This is a genomic window from Nocardia bhagyanarayanae (assembly GCF_006716565.1).
GTDB classification, from domain to species: domain Bacteria; phylum Actinomycetota; class Actinomycetes; order Mycobacteriales; family Mycobacteriaceae; genus Nocardia; species Nocardia bhagyanarayanae.
On the sequence record NZ_VFPG01000001.1, the window covers coordinates 4,912,820 to 4,928,330 of the forward strand.

The window sequence follows — 15,511 nt, forward strand, 5'->3', positions numbered from 1 at the left end:
CGAGCCGGAAAACGTCGGCATTGCGGTGAAGCCCGAAGAACCGAGCAGATATTGTGTATAAAATATGAGTGTCCTCGGTCACAGAGGACTGGGCGTCGACCGCATGTTCAGGCGGCCGGGACAAGGTGGTGTTGAGTAGCCATGACTGTGATGCAGGCTTACCGGGATTCGACTCGACCGGACATCGAGTCGGCGTGGGCCCGATCGCGGCTGAACGGCATTCGTGAAGACGCGATGCCGCCGTTCGACCTCGCGACCAGAAGCGCCGATAGTTTCCTCGCGCGAGCGGCGAGCCCAGTCCTGCGCCGGGTCGCGAGCGAGCTCGAAGGTACCCCGGTGGCGCTGGTGCTCGCCGACCAGGCGGGTCGGGTGGTCGACATCCACGGCGCCGCCCGATCGATCCGCCGAGCGGTCTCCGATATCGGCATCGTGCCGGGCGTCGAACTCGGTGAAGACCGCATCGGCACCAATGCGCTCGGCACCCCGCTGGAGACCCGGCGCAGCCTGCTCGTGCGCGCCGACGAGCACTACATGGCACTGTTTCGCGGATTCACCTGCTACGGGCATCCGATCTTCCATCCGGTGACCCGCCGCCTCGAAGGTGTGCTGGGGATCGGCGCCAAAACCAGCGCGGACCACCGATTGTCTGCGCTGCTGGCCCGCCGCATGGTCCGCGATATCCAAGAACGGCTCCAGCGTGATTCCCCCCGTGCGCAAAGCAGGTTGATGAGCGCGTTCCAGGCGGCGGCGGGTCGTCGGGGCCGGGCCGTCGTCGTTATCGGTGACGGATTGGTCTTGGCCACCCCCGCCGCGGTCGACCTGCTCGAACCCGCCGATCACGCCGCGTTGCGCGCCTGCGCCGAAGCCGTGCCCGTCGGCGGAGAGGAGAGCCAGGAACTCGTCCTGACCTCCGGCCGTGCGGTGCGATTGGTCTGCCAGTCGATAGACGGAGCCGACGGGGTGCTCGTCGACATCGCCCAGGAGTCCGGTGTTCGGCGTGCCAGGGTGGCGTCGGATCGGATGCCACTCTGGCCGCTGCTGGTGGTCGGTGAGGCGGGGACCGGCCGAACCACCGAGGCGCTCGGCTTGGTCGGCCCCGCGGCCCGCACGCTCGACGCGACCGACATCGTGCTCATTGGTGACAGCGCGTGGGCCGCCCAGCTAGGCGAGACGCTTGCGGGCGACGGGCCCCCCGTGATCATCGAGAACATTCAGCTGCTTTCCGAGCAGCTCACCGCGCTGCTCGCGCAGCGATTGCGGGAAACTACCCGCGAAGTGGTGCTCACGTCGACGCCAGGCGAACACCTCGACACCGTGCACGCCCCGCTACCGGCGCTGTGCAACGACCGCAGGGAGCTGGTCCCCTTGCGCAGGCGCAGGCACGAGGTCCCGGGGCTGGCCCAGCAGATGCTGACCGAGGTCACTGGCCACACCGGGACCCGGTTCACCGCCGAGACGATGCGGGTGCTTGCCTCGCAACCGTGGCGTGGCAATCTCGCCGAACTGCGCCGCGTCGTGGAGGTGGTGGCGAGCGTCCGGTCGGCCGGCGACATCATCCCCACCGACCTGCCCGCCTCGCACCGCGGTGGTCTACTGCCCGGCTCGCCGATCCGCGAGGCCGAGCGGGAGGTCATCATGGCGGCCCTGGAAGCCGCGGGTGGCAACAAGCTGCAGGCCGCGCGTGCGCTCGGCGTGAGCCGATCGACGCTCTACAACCGGATCAGGGCTTTGCGTATCGCGTGAGTGGGTGCCCGGGCATGTCCAGATTGTTGGGCATGCCCCGGCCGCTGTCGTGTCTACTGTCGACAGCACCGGCCGATGGACATCGGGCCGGGATGCGAAAAGCCCCGCGCGCGTTAGGGGCGAGCGGGGCTTTCGCATGCGCGGGCGGAATGCTCAGGCGGGCGCGCTGTTCGGCGCGAGCAGACGCATCACGGTGCCGAAGTCATCGACCTTGTCCACCCCGAGCACGGTCTCCACGACCTGATCGATCCTATTCTCGGACAGCACTTCCCGCGCGTTGACCCGGAACTTGTCGACCAGTTCGTCGGTGGTCATCCTGGTGCTCGGGTCGGGGGAGGGGCTGCCCTTGGGGTAGGTCCGCTCCGCGACGAAGGTGGTCCCGCGGGCGTCGACCTCGACCTTGGTCGGCCGCGCGGAGGGATGCGCGGACAGTGCCTTGAAGTAGTCCGGGTGCGGCGCGAAGGTGACCTTGTCCATCAGGCCGAGCACCGACTCGCTGAACACGAGTTCCGGTGCGTGCCAAGCCCTGCTCGGAGTCACCCGGTGCGCACCGACGGACAGGCCGTGGGCGATGTCGAACTGCGCGTCGTGGGTCTTCTCGATGACACGGCTCTGCCACAGCGGGTGCATCACCGCGGCCTCACCCCAGCAGCGGATGGCGTCGATCTCCTCGGGCCGGATGTCGTTGGTCTCGACGATCTCGGTGAGCGCGTGCAGCGGGGCGTGCAGGATGCGGCAGTGTGGGTAGGGCTTGTAGGACTGTTCGGCCAGGAAGCGCCATTCGGTGCCGAGCGCGTCGGTGAGGTTCTGCGGTTCCCACCGGCGGGTACCGATGTACCTGCGGAAGCCGACCTCGGCGTCGTCGAGGATCTGCAGGTCACCGGTGTGGCCGAGCTCGGCCATGAAGACCGCGGTCAGGCTGGCCTGGGTCAGTGTGCCCGCGAGCAGGTACTTGAGGGTGGAACTCGGGGCGTGCTTGATCCACGGCCGCATCGCGTTCACCGGGGCGGTCGCGGCGGCGATGCCCAGCGCGTTGGCCAGGGTCTCGGTGGATTGTCCAACGAGCTTGCCCGCGGCCGCGGTGCCGCCGAAAACGGTGACGCTGTAGCCGATCACGGGGGACAGGTCCATCGAATCGTTCTGGACGTCGCGCAGGTAGTCCATCGACTTGTAGAAGCGATAGGACATCTCGTGCGAGAGCGCGACCGCGGCGAGCACCTCGCGACCGGATCGCCCCCGGCTCTCGGCCACGGCCATCGTAGTCGGCAGTACGTAGGGCGAGACGTGGCCCGGTGGCAGCACGGCGTCGAAGTCCAGGGCGTTGATCAGTTCACCATTGGCAAAGGAGGCGCCGAAGATCGACACCCGGTCGTCGGTGCCGATGATCGTGGCGTCGCCATCGGTGCCGCCGGTGAGCTTGCCGTACTGAATACCGATCTTGCCTTTGGGTTCGTCGACGGCGCCGAGCGCGCAGCCCATCGCGTCGAGCAGCAATCGCTTGGCTTCGTCGACGGCCTCGGGAGGAAGGGTGTCGTAGTTCGAGCCGGTGGTGAACCGGGCCAGTTGCTCGACGATGGTGTCGGCCATGGACTGTCCTCTCACAGGGGTGCGATGACAGCAGACCTGCCCGCACCAGTTATTGCACTATATATTAAGTAGGCATAAGAACGGGTTTCCGGCAATCCCGGACCTCAGCGTGCGGCGCTGCCGCGCAGCCAGTACGCGACAGCTTCCGCGCGGTTCGCCGCGCCGAGTTTGCGCAGGATATGGGTGATGTGGGTCTTTACCGTCGCCTCGGAGATCGCCAAGTCGCGGGCTATCTGGCGATTCGCTCGGCCCGCCGCCAGCAATTCGACGACATCGAGTTCCCGCGCCGAGAGCGCGGGGCCCTCTGGGTGGCAGGCGACGGTGGTCGCGGAGCCGGTCAGTCGATCAAATCCGCTGCGCAGCGCGGTCACGCCGTCGAGCAGGCTCGCGCCCGCCAGTGCGTGGCCCAGGCCCGCGGCGAACACCGCGAGCATCGCCCGCGCCGTCGCGTCGGCTTCGCGCCGCTGGAAGTAGTAGTCGCCGTGCACCAGGCCGACGACCGCGCCGTTCATCGTCAGCGGCGCGACGGCGTAGGAACTGCAGTGCGTCATCTCCACCAGCGGCCGGACGACGCGAGGATTGTGCTGAACATCGAAGACGAGCCCCGGCCGGGCCCGCTGCACGATGTCGCTCTCGACCAGATGGCCGTCCAGGGTCGGTGAGGATTCGCGTCCGGCCGCCAGAATCGCGTCGGCCCAAGGCTTGTCGTCGACGACGAACATGGTATGCAGCTGCCACCGCTGTCCTTCCGTGGTCGACACGAGTGCGCGATCGAAGCCCATCGCGCTCATCGCTTCCGCGGCCCGGCTCAGCAAGTCGTCGACACCGCGCGCGCCGTGCAATCGCGCGATCGCCTGCGCGGCCATCCGCAGGTGGGTGGCCGAACTCGCGGCGTCGGCTGCGGCCAGGTCGGCCTCGGCGGCGCGAATGCGGGCCAGTAGCGCGGTCGTTCGCTGGATATCCACGTGATCCGTGACGCCGGGCAGTGCCGCGACGGTCTCGTCCCACAGCTGCGCAAGCAGGCGTTTGGCCACGTCGGAGGAGTGGGCGCCGGGCGGCTGGATCCGGCGCCCGAGGATCTCCGACGCTTCGGTGGCGACGGCGATGAGCTCGGCCTCGACTGCGACGTCGCCGCTGGGTGTCCTCATGTCGATCACCACGTATCAACTCCAGTCCTCATACCACTCCTGAACAGAATATGCAATATATTGCGCGTTCGCACGGGGGCGTCCGATTTGTGTCCGAAACTCGGATGTCGCATCAGCCGCTGGTCGCAGGCGCTGTAGACCCTTCGGTCGACCGCGGGTCGATCTCCTTGTGAGGCACAACACTACATATTTAATATTTCGCACAGTTCACGAGAGTGACTCGAGTCTCAGAGGAGATACCCATGCGGGAAGCATCATGACGACGTCCACCGCGGCGGCCACCACGCCCCGCCCCAGCCTGCGCGACCAGATGGGTCGTTCGGAGCAGGCGTATTTCGTTCTCGGCATCACCGTCGTGCTGTGCGTCGTCGGTGCCGCCACGACACCGGGATTCCTGACCACCGGGAACTTTGCCAGCCTGTTGCGGCTGTCGGCGGCCTTCGGGATTCTCGCTGTCGGCGTCGCCATCGTCATTCTCGGCAGAGGCATCGATCTGTCGATCGCCGGTGTCGCGCTCGGCTGCGCGCAGGCCACGCTCGCCCTGATGTCGAGTGGCATGCCCGAGTGGCAGGCGATCGCGATCGCCGCCGCGGTGGCGCTGATCGTCGGGCTGGTCAACGGCGTGCTCGTGGCCTATGTCGAAGTGCCGTCGCTGTTCGTCACCCTGGCCACCGGTCTGCTCGTCATCGGTGGGGTGGACATGGTGCTGCTCGACAGTAACTACTACGGCCTGCCCGGCGGCTCGTGGATCGCGGAGTTGAGCAACGGTTCGGTCCTTGGTGTGCCACGGCCGATCATCGTCGCGGCGGCCGTCTTCGTGCTGGCCTGGCTCTTCGTCACTTACACCTCGGCGGGCCGGTTGGTGCGGGCGATGGGCGACAACTTCGCCACCGCCCGCGCCACCGGCGCCCCTGTTCGGCCGTTGCAGGCCCTCACCTACGTGATCTCCGCGCTGCTCGCCCTACTCGCGGGGTGCCTGACGGTGTCGATCCAGGGCAGCGTGCAGACCACCGTCACCTCCTTCGATCCGCTGCTGTTCACCGCGCTCACCGCGACCGTCATCGGTGGCATCTCGCTGGCCGGTGGCCGCGGCTCGATCCTCGGGGTGCTCGCCGGTTCGCTGTTCATCGGCGTGCTCAACAACCTGCTCGTGCTGCACGGCCTCACGTCCGCGGTGCAGGACCTGATCCGCGGCGGCGTGCTCATCGCGGCCATCGCGCTGGACTCATGGCTGCATCCGCGCGACGAGGAGACCGCCAAAAGCGGCGAACTGTAATTCCCTCGCCTCAAACACCTTCGCTCACAAGGAGTCTTCGACGATGAAGAAGAAGTTGATCGCCCTCGCTCTCGCCTCGGTCTCGGCGGTCGTGCTCGCAGGCTGTTCCACCGGTGGTCGCACGTCCGCCACCGGACCCGCGGGAGGTGAGGGCCAGACGTTCGGCGAGAACGTGCAGCTGTTCGACGCGACGCAGAAGGTGCACGAATCGATGCAGGGCAAGAAGGTCGCCTTCGTGCCGATCCTCTACAAGGGCTACAACCTGACGATGAACTGGGGCGCGTCGATGGAGCGAGCCTTCGGCAACCTCGGCGCCGACTTCCAGGTCTACGACCCCAATTTCGACACCGACAAAATGACCAGGATCATCAGCGACCTGATCGCCCGCAAGGCCGCCGACGTGCTGATCCTGCACAACCCCGACGTCGGTGTGCTGTCCAAGCAGATCGAGGACGCTCAGCGCGCGGGGATCTACACGGTGGTGGTCAATATGATCTCGAGCCGCCTCGGCGACGCATACATCGGTGTCGACAACCTCGCCGCCGCCGAGGACATCGCCCAGCGAGCCGTGCAGGACTGCGAAAAGCGCGGCGCCCCCAAACGATTGGCGATCATCGACGGACCGGGCAACGACGCGGCCTCGCTGCTGTGGTCCAAAGGGGTGCGCAATGTGCTCGACCCAGCCGGATTCGAGGTGGTCACCACAGCGCACACCCAGTGGCAGAACTCGCTCGCGCAACAGGCCGCCGAGTCGATCATCCAGCAGCAGAAGAACAACTTCTGCGGGTTCCTGGTCACCTACGACCTCAACTCCGTCGCCGTCGGTGACGCCGTGCAGAGCGCGGTCGCGCGCGGGGTGATACCCGCCGATTCCCTCGGCACCTACACGATGGCCGCCGATACGGTGTGGTGCGATGCGCTGCGCGCGGGCAAGGTGACGGCCTCGGCCTCCTACGACGTCCAGGGTGTTGGCACCGCCGCGGTGGTCACCACTCAGCAGTTGATCCAGACCGGCGCACCGGCGGGCAGCAGTCACACCGTCGCGTTCGTGCCGCACACCATCGTGGACCGCGCGAACGTCGACAACACCACCATCGCCTGCTACAAGGGGCAGTGAGCGGCGATGAAACTGCAGTCACGCTCGCGGGGAATCGACGCCTTCCCCCTGACCGGCGGAAAGTGGCGTGATCGGCTCGCGCCTGCCAGAACCCTGTCGGACCTGTTCGAGAAACGCTGGATGGAGGGCGCGGTCCCGCTCGCCCTCGCCCTGCTGCTCAGCCTGCTGTTCGTCTTCTTCACCCCGGTCGGACCGGCCGACACCCCGATCATCATGGACGAGGTGTCGGAGAAGGGACTGCTCGCCATCGGGCTCACTGTGGTGCTGGTCTGCGGTGGCATCGACCTGTCGATCGGTTCGATGGTCGGCCTGACCGCGATCGGCGCGATGGTCGCGTCCCGCGCCTGGGACTGGCCGATGGCGATCGTCGCGCCGGGCGCCGTGGTGTTCGGTGGACTGCTCGGCAGTGTGAACGGCTACTTCATCGCCTACCGCAAGATGCGGCCGTTCATCACGACACTGGTCACCCTGGTCGCTTTCGGTGGTGCGGCCGCCGCGTTGCAGTCGGCGTTCAGTTTCGAGCTGAGCATGCCCAAGCCCGAAATCGTCTGGGACTTCCTCGGCGAGGGCAGCATCGCGCTGATCCCGACCGGCTGGTTCTTCTTCGCGTGTGTGCTCATCGCCGTGCATGTCGCCCTGACCCGCTCACGGTGGGGCTGGTGGGTAGCGGCGGTCGGCAGCGATCGGCGTTCGGCGCGGCGCAACGGCATCCCGGTCGACCGGGTCACCTTCTTCGTCTACGTCCTGTCGGGTGCGCTGGCCGGGTTGGCCGCTCTGCTCACCTCGGCCAGGGTCGGGCGCACCGACCCGGATGTGGGCCAGGGCTGGGAGATCATCGCCCTTACCGCGGTGGTGCTCGGTGGTGTCAGCCTCGAGGGTGGTCGCGGATCGGTGCTGCGGGCCACCGTCGGCATCATCGTCGTGCAGGTGATCCAGCAGGCTACCGTGGCGCTGCGACTCGAAGGTTCCTACTACACGGTCATTCTCGCCACCGCACTGCTCGTATTCGCGGTGCTCGACCTGCAATGGGGCAAGTACCGGCAGCGCACCGCCGACAAGCTCAAGATCGATCCGGGCCGGATCACGCTGGGCCCGCTCATCGATGTCACCGAGCCGGGCACGGTGTGGACGATCAACAACAGAACGACCGACGCGCCCCCGATCGGCCTCGGCAAGATCGAAGGCGCCGAGGACTGTGCGGTCGATCCCGAGGGCGATGTGTACTGCGGCGACCGCCGTGGATGGGTGTGGCGTTTCCGTGCCGACAGCCCGGACGAAGGTGAGATCTTCGCTCGCACCGGTGGTTTCCCGCTCGGCCACGGATGGGATCGAGACGGACAGCTGCTCGTTGCCGTCGGCGGCATGGGCATCTACCGGATCTCCCCGGACGGCGAACCCGAGCCGATCGCGACGAAGGTCAGGCGCAGTCGCTTCTCGCTGCTCGACGATTCCGGTCTGCGTGCCGTCGACGACCTCGACGTGGCCCCGGACGGCTCGATCTACGTGTCGGACTTCTCGACGCGAACCAACGCCGCCGAATACCTGGTGGAGCTGGTGGAATCGCGGGCCAACGGCCGCGTGGTCCGGATCGACCCCGACGGCGGCACCGAGGTGGTCGTCTCGAACAGCGTGTTCCCCAACGGCATCTGCACCTCGCACGACGGCCAGTCGATCCTCATCGCCAGCACCGGCCTGTGCCGGGTGGACCGCCTCTGGATTGCCGGACCCAAGCAGGGACAGCTGGAACCGGTGCTGGAGAACCTGCCTGGCAACCCCGACAACCTCAACCGCTCCTCCGACGGCAACTACTGGCTGCCGTTCGTGTCGATGCGCACGCCGATGTCGGACCTGCTCAACCGCTACCCGGCGGTGCGCAGGCGGATGACCAAGGAGGTCCCGCTGGACAGCTGGGTGGTGCCGCAGCTCAACGTCTCGTGCGTGATGAAGTTCAACGATCGCGGCGAAGTCCTTCAGGTGCTGTGGGATTCATCGCTGGCGAACTACCCGATGGTGACCGCGGTGAAGGAACGGGCCGGTCAGCTATATCTGTGCGGCGTCAGCAACAACCGCATCGGTCGACTCACGCTCGACCCGAGCGAGGTCGGAACGATCGATCCGGCCGCGGTTCCCGGGCTGATCGTGCCCGATCGATCGATGGTGGGGGTGCAGCGATGAATCGCACGATCAGCGCCCTGAAGGAATGGCTGAACCCCGACTGGGCGCGGCACCGCACGGTGCCGCCGTTCGAGGCGGGCCTGCGGCCGAATCGCCGGCTCGACGAGAGCACGACCCTGCTGCCCGATGCCGAGTTCGAACCCGACGACGTGCTCATCCGCGAGTCCGGTGCGGTCGTCTTCTCGAGCGGCGACAGCGTTTTCACGCTGACCGACGGCGTCGTCACGCGCCTGGTGACGCTCGGCGGTCAGGTCGGGTGTCTGTTGGTCGCCGAGGACCGGCTTGTCGCCGCCGTCGAGGGCGTCGGCCTCGTCACGGTCGACGCGAGCGGAGTGGCCGCCGACCTGTGCACCGATGCCGAGCTGGCCGCGTGCGTCACCGATCTGACGCTGCTGCCCGACGGTGTCGTGCTGGCAACCATCGGCTCCCGTGAGGTGCCGGACTGGTCGGCCGCGCTGGTCACCGACGATCGGAGCGGCCGCATCGTGCGCGTCGACGGCTCGCGCGCCGAGGTGGTCGCCGAAGGTCTCGGCTGGCCGGGCGGCATCGAAAACGCGGCGGACGGTGAGGTTCTGGTGTCGCTGGGTTTCGACCATCGCATCGAACGACGCGGCGTGGCGGCCCTGAGCAAGCCCGGGACCGCGGTGGGGCCGAACCTGCCGGTGTATCCCGGCCGGATAGCCGCCACCACGGACGGATGGTGGGTCGCGGCGCCATACGCGCGCAATCGCTTCACCGAATTGCTGCTCGACGAACCGGAATTGCTGCGCGAGATGACTGCCACGATCCGTCAGGACCAGTGGTTCGTCCCACGCCTGCGGTGCCCGGATCCCTACACCGACACCCTGCAACTGGGGCAGCTGCGCGTACACGGCGTGATCAAACCGTGGGCGCCCGCGCGGTCCTACGGCCTGGCTTTCCGGATCGATCAGCGGGGACGCATCGCCGAAAGTGTGCATTCGCGCGCGGATAGCGACCGCCACGGGGTCACCGGCGTGACGTCACGTGACGGCCGAATCGTGGTGGCCGCGCGTGGTTTCCGCAACCTACTCGAGCCGCGGACAGACAACGAAAGGCGAGCACAGTGAGCGACACCGCCGTCGCCGCCGAGCCGGTGATCCGGCTCAGCCGCATCAGCAAGCACTACAACGGAACCTACGCCTTGCGTGACGTCGACTTCGAGGTCGCCCCTGGCGAGATCCACGCCCTGCTCGGCGAAAACGGCGCGGGCAAATCGACCCTGGTGAAGGTGATCTCGGGCGCGATCGAACACGACGCGGGCACGCTGCTCGTCACCGGCCGCATGCGTAACTTCAGCACGCCGAAGGAGTCTGCCGAGGCCGGGGTCGCGATGGTGTACCAGGAAGGATCGCTCGTCGAGTCGATGACCGTGGCGCAGAACCTGTTCCTCGGTGACGAGAAGGCCTTCAACAATCTCTCCCAGCTCAACGTGGTGGCGCGAGAACTGTTGGAGTCACACAACTTCCACATCCGGCCCGAAGTGCCCGCGGGGGCGCTCGGCATCGCCCAGAAACAGATGGTGGAGATCGCCCGCGCCGTGCACCGCGACGCCAAGGTCGTCATCCTCGACGAACCGACCGCCTCGGTGACACCGGAGGAACGGCTGCAACTGTTCCTGTCGATGCGCAGGCTCAAAAAACAGGGCATAGGGGTCGTTTTCATCACCCACATGCTCGACGAAGCACTGGAAGAGGCCGACCGCATCACCGTGCTGCGCGACGGCGAGGTGCAGGGCACCCTGGACAAACCGGCCTTCGACCGTACTGAGGTGGTGCGAATGATGGTGGGGCGCAGCGTGGAATATCAACGGGTACCGCCGAATCGGGAGCCCGACCCGGCGCCGGTGCTCGAGGTCGAGGACATCACACTGCTTCCAGCCGTGCGCAACATGTCGTTCTCCGCGCACGCGGGGGAGATCGTCGGCATCTACGGGCTCGTCGGTGCCGGGCGTAGCGAGGCAGCGATGATCGTCGCAGGGGTGACCAAGCGCCGGCGTCTGCGTGGTGGCACCGTCCGACTCCACGGTCGCAAGGTGCGTTTCCGGACACCACGGCACGCCCGCCGCGCGGGCCTGGTCTACATCACCGAGGACCGCAAGGCCTCGGGCTTCTTCGGTCACTTCTCGATCGTCGACAACATCTACTTCGGGCACCTGTGCGGCGCGCCACGCCTGCCGTTGCTGGTGCGGCCGGGGGAGCGCAAGACGGTGGCTCAGCGCTTCGTCGAGCGTTTCCATGTGCGCACGCTGCGACCCGACCGGGCCAAACTCGAAGAGCTCAGTGGCGGCAACCAGCAGAAGGTGGTGTTGGCCAAAGGGCTGACCCGCCAGCCGCTGGTGGCGATCATCGACGAGCCGACCCGCGGTGTGGACCTCGGAACGATCACCGAGATCCACGCGATGATCCGCGCCCTGGCCGACGACGGTGTCGCGGTGATCGTGATCTCGTCCTACCTGCCCGAGATCCGGGCGCTCTCGGACCGGATCCTGGTCGCCAAGCAGGGCAGCATTGTGGCCGAGTTCGATCCGGCCGAGGCCGACGATGCGAAGCTGATGTTCGCGGCGGTGCACTGAGGGGGAAGGTTCCTTCCCAGGAACAGAGTGGTCCTGTTGGGTTTTTTCCAGCCCACGAAGACTGATGTCATCCGGAAAGAACCCCGACGAGCCGAGGACATCATCGTGCAGCACATCGACTTCCCGAACGCCACAGTCACCATGGCGGGCGATCTGTACCTACCCGCGAACTTCTCCGCCGACCAGTACTACCCGGCGATCGTGTGTGTTCATCCCGGCGGCGGCGTGAAGGAGCAGACCGCGGGTCTGTATGCGGAGAAGCTGGCCGCCGAGGGCTTTGTCACCCTCGCCTTCGACGCCTCCCACCAGGGCGAGAGCGGCGGTATTCCGCGCCGTCTGGAAGACCCCTTCGCCCGGGTCGAGGACGTCCGCGCCGCAGTCGACTATGTGTCGACCCTCGACTTCGTCGATGCCGACCGGATCGGTGCGTTCGGTGTGTGCGCCGGCGGCGGTTACGCGATCGACGCCACCAAGACCGATCGCCGGATCAAGGCTGTCGGCACGGTGAGCCCGGTCGACATCGGCGCCACCTTCCGGCGCGGCTGGGACGGCTCGCTGCCGCTCGAAGCGCAGATCGCCACGCTGGACGCCGTCGCGGGTCAGCGCGCGATCGAAGCCGCGGGCGGGGAGATCGCCGAGATCACCTACGTGCCCGAGACGCTCGACGACACCACCCACGCCGATATGGTCGAAGCGCACGAGTACTACCGCACCCCGCGCGCGCAGCACCCGAATTCCGACAACCGGATGCTGTTCACCGCCAGCGTCACCCGGATCTTCGACTACGACGCCTTCGCCGGCGCCGAGTTCCTGACCCAGCCGGTGCTCCTGGTCGCGGGGTCGGCCGCCGGTTCGTTGTGGCAGGCGGAGGCCTTGCACAAGCGTTTGCCGGAGAACACCGACCTGGTGCTGGTCGAGGGAGCGGGCCACGTGGGTCTGTACGACCGCCCCGAGTACGTCGACCAGGCCATGGCCGCACTGACCCCCTTCTTCACGGCCAATCTCTGAGCCTGGGCAGTGTCCCTTTAGGAAATGTGATATGTAATATATTATTCAGAAACATGTGACGAGCATCTCGTCACCTCCGACCCGAAGGGTGACACCTATGAGTAGCGAGCATCTCGGCAAAACCGCACGACGCGTGATCGCGGGCCTCGACGCCGACGGCCGATCGACCATCGACGTCGACGAGAACACCGCCACGCGGGTCGCCCTGCCCGCGTTCACGGTGAACGACGTGTGGCGAGTCGACGCGTTGCCCGCCGCCATGGCCGACGGCGACACGCTCGGCTCCGAGGTGGAGCTGGATCCGCCCGCCGCGGGCGTGGTGGTGCGCCTGGCGACCTTTCCGCCCGACAGTGAAATCGATCCTGCTGTGTACGCGGAATCGATCGGCAATCTGCACGGTGAGGACGCCAAGGCCGACGACGACGCGATCGTCGGCCTGCACGCCACCGAGACCGTCGACATCGCCACCATCATCGACGGCGAGATCTACGCGATCTACGAGACGGGGGAGACCCTGCTGCGTGCGGGCGACACTGTGATCAACCGCGGGATCAAGCACGCCTGGAGCAACCGGACCGACAAGCCTGTGACCATGGTCGCGGTCATGCTGCCCGGTAAGCGCTGAAGGTCGAACAATACTGGTACGCAAGGCCTGGGAACCGTCGACGGTTCCCAGGCCTTTGTTGTGATCGCGACCGAGGTCAGGGGTTAGAAAAGTATTCAGGATCATATATTGTGCGATATTGTGATCTACGTCGCTAGGCAGTGCTGGCGTGGTGGAACGTCGAAGGAGTACGAAATGGGTGGTTCGGCCCCGCGCAAACGAAGTGGCCTCGTCGTGGTCATGCTCTGTTTTCTGACGATCGTGGCCGACGGCTACGACCTCATCGTCTACGGGGCTACCGTGCCCAGCCTCCTGGACGAGCCGGGGTGGGAGTTGTCGGCGAGCACCGCGGGCTTGATCGGCAGCTGGACCCTGGTCGGTCTGATGGTCGGTTTCCTGCTCGCGGGCCCGCTGGCCGACCGCATCGGACGCCGCAAGGTGATGATGGCGGGCGTCGTCTGGTTCTCCGCCGGGTGCGCGATCTGCGCGGTCGCCACGTCGCCCGAATTCCTCGGCGCGGCAAGGTTCTTCACCGGAATCGGCCTCGGCGGCGTCGTTCCGTCGGCCGTCGCACTCACCATGGAATTCGCGCCGCGTAACCGCAGGCAGATCTACAACGGCATGATGCTTACCGGGTACTCCTTCGGCGGCGTCGTCGCCGCGCTGGTCGCCATCGCCCTGCTGCCCGATCACAGTTGGCGCGTGCTCTACGCGGTCGGCGCACTGTGTGTAATCGTGGTGCCCGCTATGTACTTCTGGTTGCCGGAATCGGTGAACTCGCTGGTGGCACGCGGTAAGGATGCCGAGGCAGCCGAACTCGCCCTCGCCTATGACCTCGACATCGACGCGGTGCGTGCCGAGCAGCGGATCCAGGTCGACGCTTCCACGGGCGCCGACAGCACGAGCGGGCTGCGCATGCTCCTCACCCGCCGTTATCTGCCGTCATTGCTGCTGTTCGTCCTGGTCTGTGTCTGCGCCCAGGTGATCACCTATGGCCTGAACACGTGGTTGCCGGTACTGATGCGCGAGGCGGGTTACCCACTGGGCTCCTCGCTGCAATTCCTGCTGGTCCTGCAGGTCGGGGCCATCGTCGGCATGATCGGCGGGTCGATGCTCGCCGACCGGTACGGGTCACGGCGGATCCTGGTCCTGTTCTTCCTCATCGGCGGGGTGTCGCTGCTGGCGCTGAGCCGCAAACTCGATACGGCGGTGCTGATGGTCGCGGTGGCGGGTGCTGGGCTCGGGTCCATCGGCAGCAGCTCGCTCGCCTACGGCTACGTCGCGGCCAAGTACCCCGCCTCGTGCCGAGGATCGGCCGTCGGCGCCAGTATGGGGCTCGGCCGCGTCGGTTCCATTCTCGGACCGTCCATCGGTGGCTGGGTCGTCGGCTCCTCTCTGGGCAGCCACTGGAACTTCTACGCCTTCGCGATTCCGGCGGTGATCGCAGCCGCCATCGTGGTCCTGATGCCCGCCTCGACGGTCGACGACGAGGTCGCCGAAGTACGCGCTCCCGAACCTGATCCGGGCGGTGTCGTCGAGCCGGCTCGTTGATCGTTCTAGGTCGTCACGGCGAATTCGTCGATGGTGGTGATGATTCCGTCGTCGCGCCGAGTGTGCGTCGCGCCAGCAGCGCGTCGGCGATTCCCGAGCCGAGGTCGAGGCCCGCGCGGACCTGCTCGTTGCGGAGACGGGCGGTCAGCCGAGGCCGATCGAGGCACCGAGAACGAGTCCGTCGGTGCCGGTGTTCGACCAGCGTCACAGGCGCTTCGGTCGGTAGTGCACCCAGCGGTATCTTGCCCGTTCACGCGGTGTCATCCCGCCCCAGATACCGTGCGGCTCGTTGGCTGCGACCGCGTGATCGCGGCAGTGGGTCAGTACCGGGCAGCTGGCGCAGATCTCCTTGGCGGCCAGCATCTTTCGCGATTCCTGGCCCGTGTCGTAGAAGTCGTTGACGTCGTAGGCGCGGCAGGTGGCGTGCATCTGCCAGGCCCAGGCTTCCGCGCGCGGCGCGGGCAGCTGCAAGGCCTTCTCTCGGGCCGGCCTCATTCCGGTTCACCCGTGGCGACGCTGAGCGCGCGCCGGTGGGCCGCCGCGGCCAGCTCACGTTCGCGCGCGCTGTCGGGTCCGCCGAGACCGGCCAGATGGTCGTGCAACCGGGCCTTCGCCGCGTACCAGGCCGCGAGCGCTTGCGCGTCCGCCCCGGGAGCGGGGCGGGTCAGACACAATGCGGTCATTTCGATCAGCACGTTCAAGATCGGTC

General features: G+C 66.9%; 13 protein-coding genes. 9 read left to right on the plus strand and 4 right to left on the minus strand.

The window, feature by feature from the left end:
• The first annotated feature begins 141 nt into the window (after positions 1 to 141).
• Positions 142 to 1,743 (plus strand): sigma-54-dependent Fis family transcriptional regulator, encoded by a 1,602-nt coding sequence (locus FB390_RS21215; protein WP_141810503.1) that lies wholly within the window; start codon positions 142 to 144, stop codon positions 1,741 to 1,743.
• 153 nt (positions 1,744 to 1,896) lie between these two features.
• Here FB390_RS21215 and FB390_RS21220 read toward each other — a convergent pair whose 3' ends face one another.
• The gene (locus FB390_RS21220; RefSeq protein WP_141810504.1) at positions 1,897 to 3,330 is read right to left on the minus strand and encodes an MmgE/PrpD family protein; all 1,434 of its coding nucleotides are present in this window, start codon (positions 3,328 to 3,330) and stop codon (positions 1,897 to 1,899) included.
• A gap of 104 nt (positions 3,331 to 3,434) precedes the next feature.
• Positions 3,435 to 4,478, minus strand: coding sequence for a helix-turn-helix transcriptional regulator (locus FB390_RS21225; RefSeq protein WP_141810505.1), 1,044 nt, complete (start codon positions 4,476 to 4,478; stop codon positions 3,435 to 3,437).
• Between the two features lie 256 nt (positions 4,479 to 4,734).
• Between FB390_RS21225 and FB390_RS21230 the strand changes: the two genes are divergently transcribed.
• The 8 genes from FB390_RS21230 to FB390_RS21265 all read left to right on the plus strand — a co-directional run bounded on the left by FB390_RS21230 (position 4,735) and on the right by FB390_RS21265 (position 14,802).
• Positions 4,735 to 5,754, plus strand: a complete 1,020-nt coding sequence (locus tag FB390_RS21230) for an ABC transporter permease (protein ID WP_141810506.1) — start codon at positions 4,735 to 4,737, stop codon at positions 5,752 to 5,754.
• A 43-nt stretch (positions 5,755 to 5,797) separates the two neighbouring features.
• On the plus strand, positions 5,798 to 6,871 hold the full coding sequence (locus FB390_RS21235) for a sugar ABC transporter substrate-binding protein (protein WP_141810507.1): 1,074 nt from the start codon (positions 5,798 to 5,800) through the stop codon (positions 6,869 to 6,871).
• A gap of 6 nt (positions 6,872 to 6,877) precedes the next feature.
• Positions 6,878 to 9,046 carry an ABC transporter permease gene (locus tag FB390_RS21240; RefSeq protein ID WP_141810508.1) on the plus strand — a complete coding sequence of 723 codons (2,169 nt, stop codon included), beginning with the start codon at positions 6,878 to 6,880 and terminating at the stop codon, positions 9,044 to 9,046.
• Positions 9,043 to 10,134 carry an SMP-30/gluconolactonase/LRE family protein gene (locus FB390_RS21245; RefSeq protein ID WP_141810509.1) on the plus strand — a complete coding sequence of 364 codons (1,092 nt, stop codon included), beginning with the start codon at positions 9,043 to 9,045 and terminating at the stop codon, positions 10,132 to 10,134. The genes FB390_RS21240 and FB390_RS21245 overlap by 4 nt, the downstream gene beginning before the upstream one ends.
• On the plus strand, positions 10,131 to 11,639 hold the full coding sequence (locus FB390_RS21250; RefSeq protein ID WP_141810510.1) for a sugar ABC transporter ATP-binding protein: 1,509 nt from the start codon (positions 10,131 to 10,133) through the stop codon (positions 11,637 to 11,639). Before FB390_RS21245 ends, FB390_RS21250 begins: the two co-directional genes overlap by 4 nt.
• Positions 11,640 to 11,744: 105 nt before the next feature.
• Complete coding sequence (locus FB390_RS21255) at positions 11,745 to 12,647, plus strand: alpha/beta hydrolase (protein WP_141810511.1); 903 nt, start codon at positions 11,745 to 11,747, stop codon at positions 12,645 to 12,647.
• Between the two features lie 97 nt (positions 12,648 to 12,744).
• A complete protein-coding gene (locus tag FB390_RS21260; protein WP_141810512.1) occupies positions 12,745 to 13,272 on the plus strand; it encodes a cupin domain-containing protein in 528 nt (175 codons plus the stop codon).
• Positions 13,273 to 13,446: 174 nt separating this feature from the next.
• A complete protein-coding gene (locus FB390_RS21265; protein WP_141810513.1) occupies positions 13,447 to 14,802 on the plus strand; it encodes an MFS transporter in 1,356 nt (451 codons plus the stop codon).
• A gap of 204 nt (positions 14,803 to 15,006) precedes the next feature.
• Here the strand turns inward: FB390_RS21265 and FB390_RS21270 are convergent, their stop codons facing one another.
• Positions 15,007 to 15,297 carry a WhiB family transcriptional regulator gene (locus FB390_RS21270; RefSeq protein ID WP_141810514.1) on the minus strand — a complete coding sequence of 97 codons (291 nt, stop codon included), beginning with the start codon at positions 15,295 to 15,297 and terminating at the stop codon, positions 15,007 to 15,009.
• Positions 15,294 to 15,497, minus strand: a complete 204-nt coding sequence (locus FB390_RS21275) for a hypothetical protein (RefSeq protein WP_342780447.1) — start codon at positions 15,495 to 15,497, stop codon at positions 15,294 to 15,296. The genes FB390_RS21270 and FB390_RS21275 overlap by 4 nt, the downstream gene beginning before the upstream one ends.
• Positions 15,498 to 15,511: the final 14 nt, after the last annotated feature.

Excerpts from the sequence above, each read along its gene's own strand:
- FB390_RS21215 (WP_141810503.1), top strand. The coding sequence starts at position 142 with ATGACTGTGATGCAGGCTTACCGGGATTCGACTCGACCGGACATCGAG.
- FB390_RS21220 (WP_141810504.1), bottom strand. The coding sequence starts at position 3,330 with ATGGCCGACACCATCGTCGAGCAACTGGCCCGGTTCACCACCGGCTCG.
- FB390_RS21225 (WP_141810505.1), bottom strand. The coding sequence starts at position 4,478 with ATGAGGACACCCAGCGGCGACGTCGCAGTCGAGGCCGAGCTCATCGCC.
- FB390_RS21230 (WP_141810506.1), top strand. The coding sequence starts at position 4,735 with ATGACGACGTCCACCGCGGCGGCCACCACGCCCCGCCCCAGCCTGCGC.
- FB390_RS21235 (WP_141810507.1), top strand. The coding sequence starts at position 5,798 with ATGAAGAAGAAGTTGATCGCCCTCGCTCTCGCCTCGGTCTCGGCGGTC.
- FB390_RS21240 (WP_141810508.1), top strand. The coding sequence starts at position 6,878 with ATGAAACTGCAGTCACGCTCGCGGGGAATCGACGCCTTCCCCCTGACC.
- FB390_RS21245 (WP_141810509.1), top strand. The coding sequence starts at position 9,043 with ATGAATCGCACGATCAGCGCCCTGAAGGAATGGCTGAACCCCGACTGG.
- FB390_RS21260 (WP_141810512.1), top strand. The coding sequence starts at position 12,745 with ATGAGTAGCGAGCATCTCGGCAAAACCGCACGACGCGTGATCGCGGGC.
- FB390_RS21265 (WP_141810513.1), top strand. The coding sequence starts at position 13,447 with ATGGGTGGTTCGGCCCCGCGCAAACGAAGTGGCCTCGTCGTGGTCATG.
- FB390_RS21270 (WP_141810514.1), bottom strand. The coding sequence starts at position 15,297 with ATGAGGCCGGCCCGAGAGAAGGCCTTGCAGCTGCCCGCGCCGCGCGCG.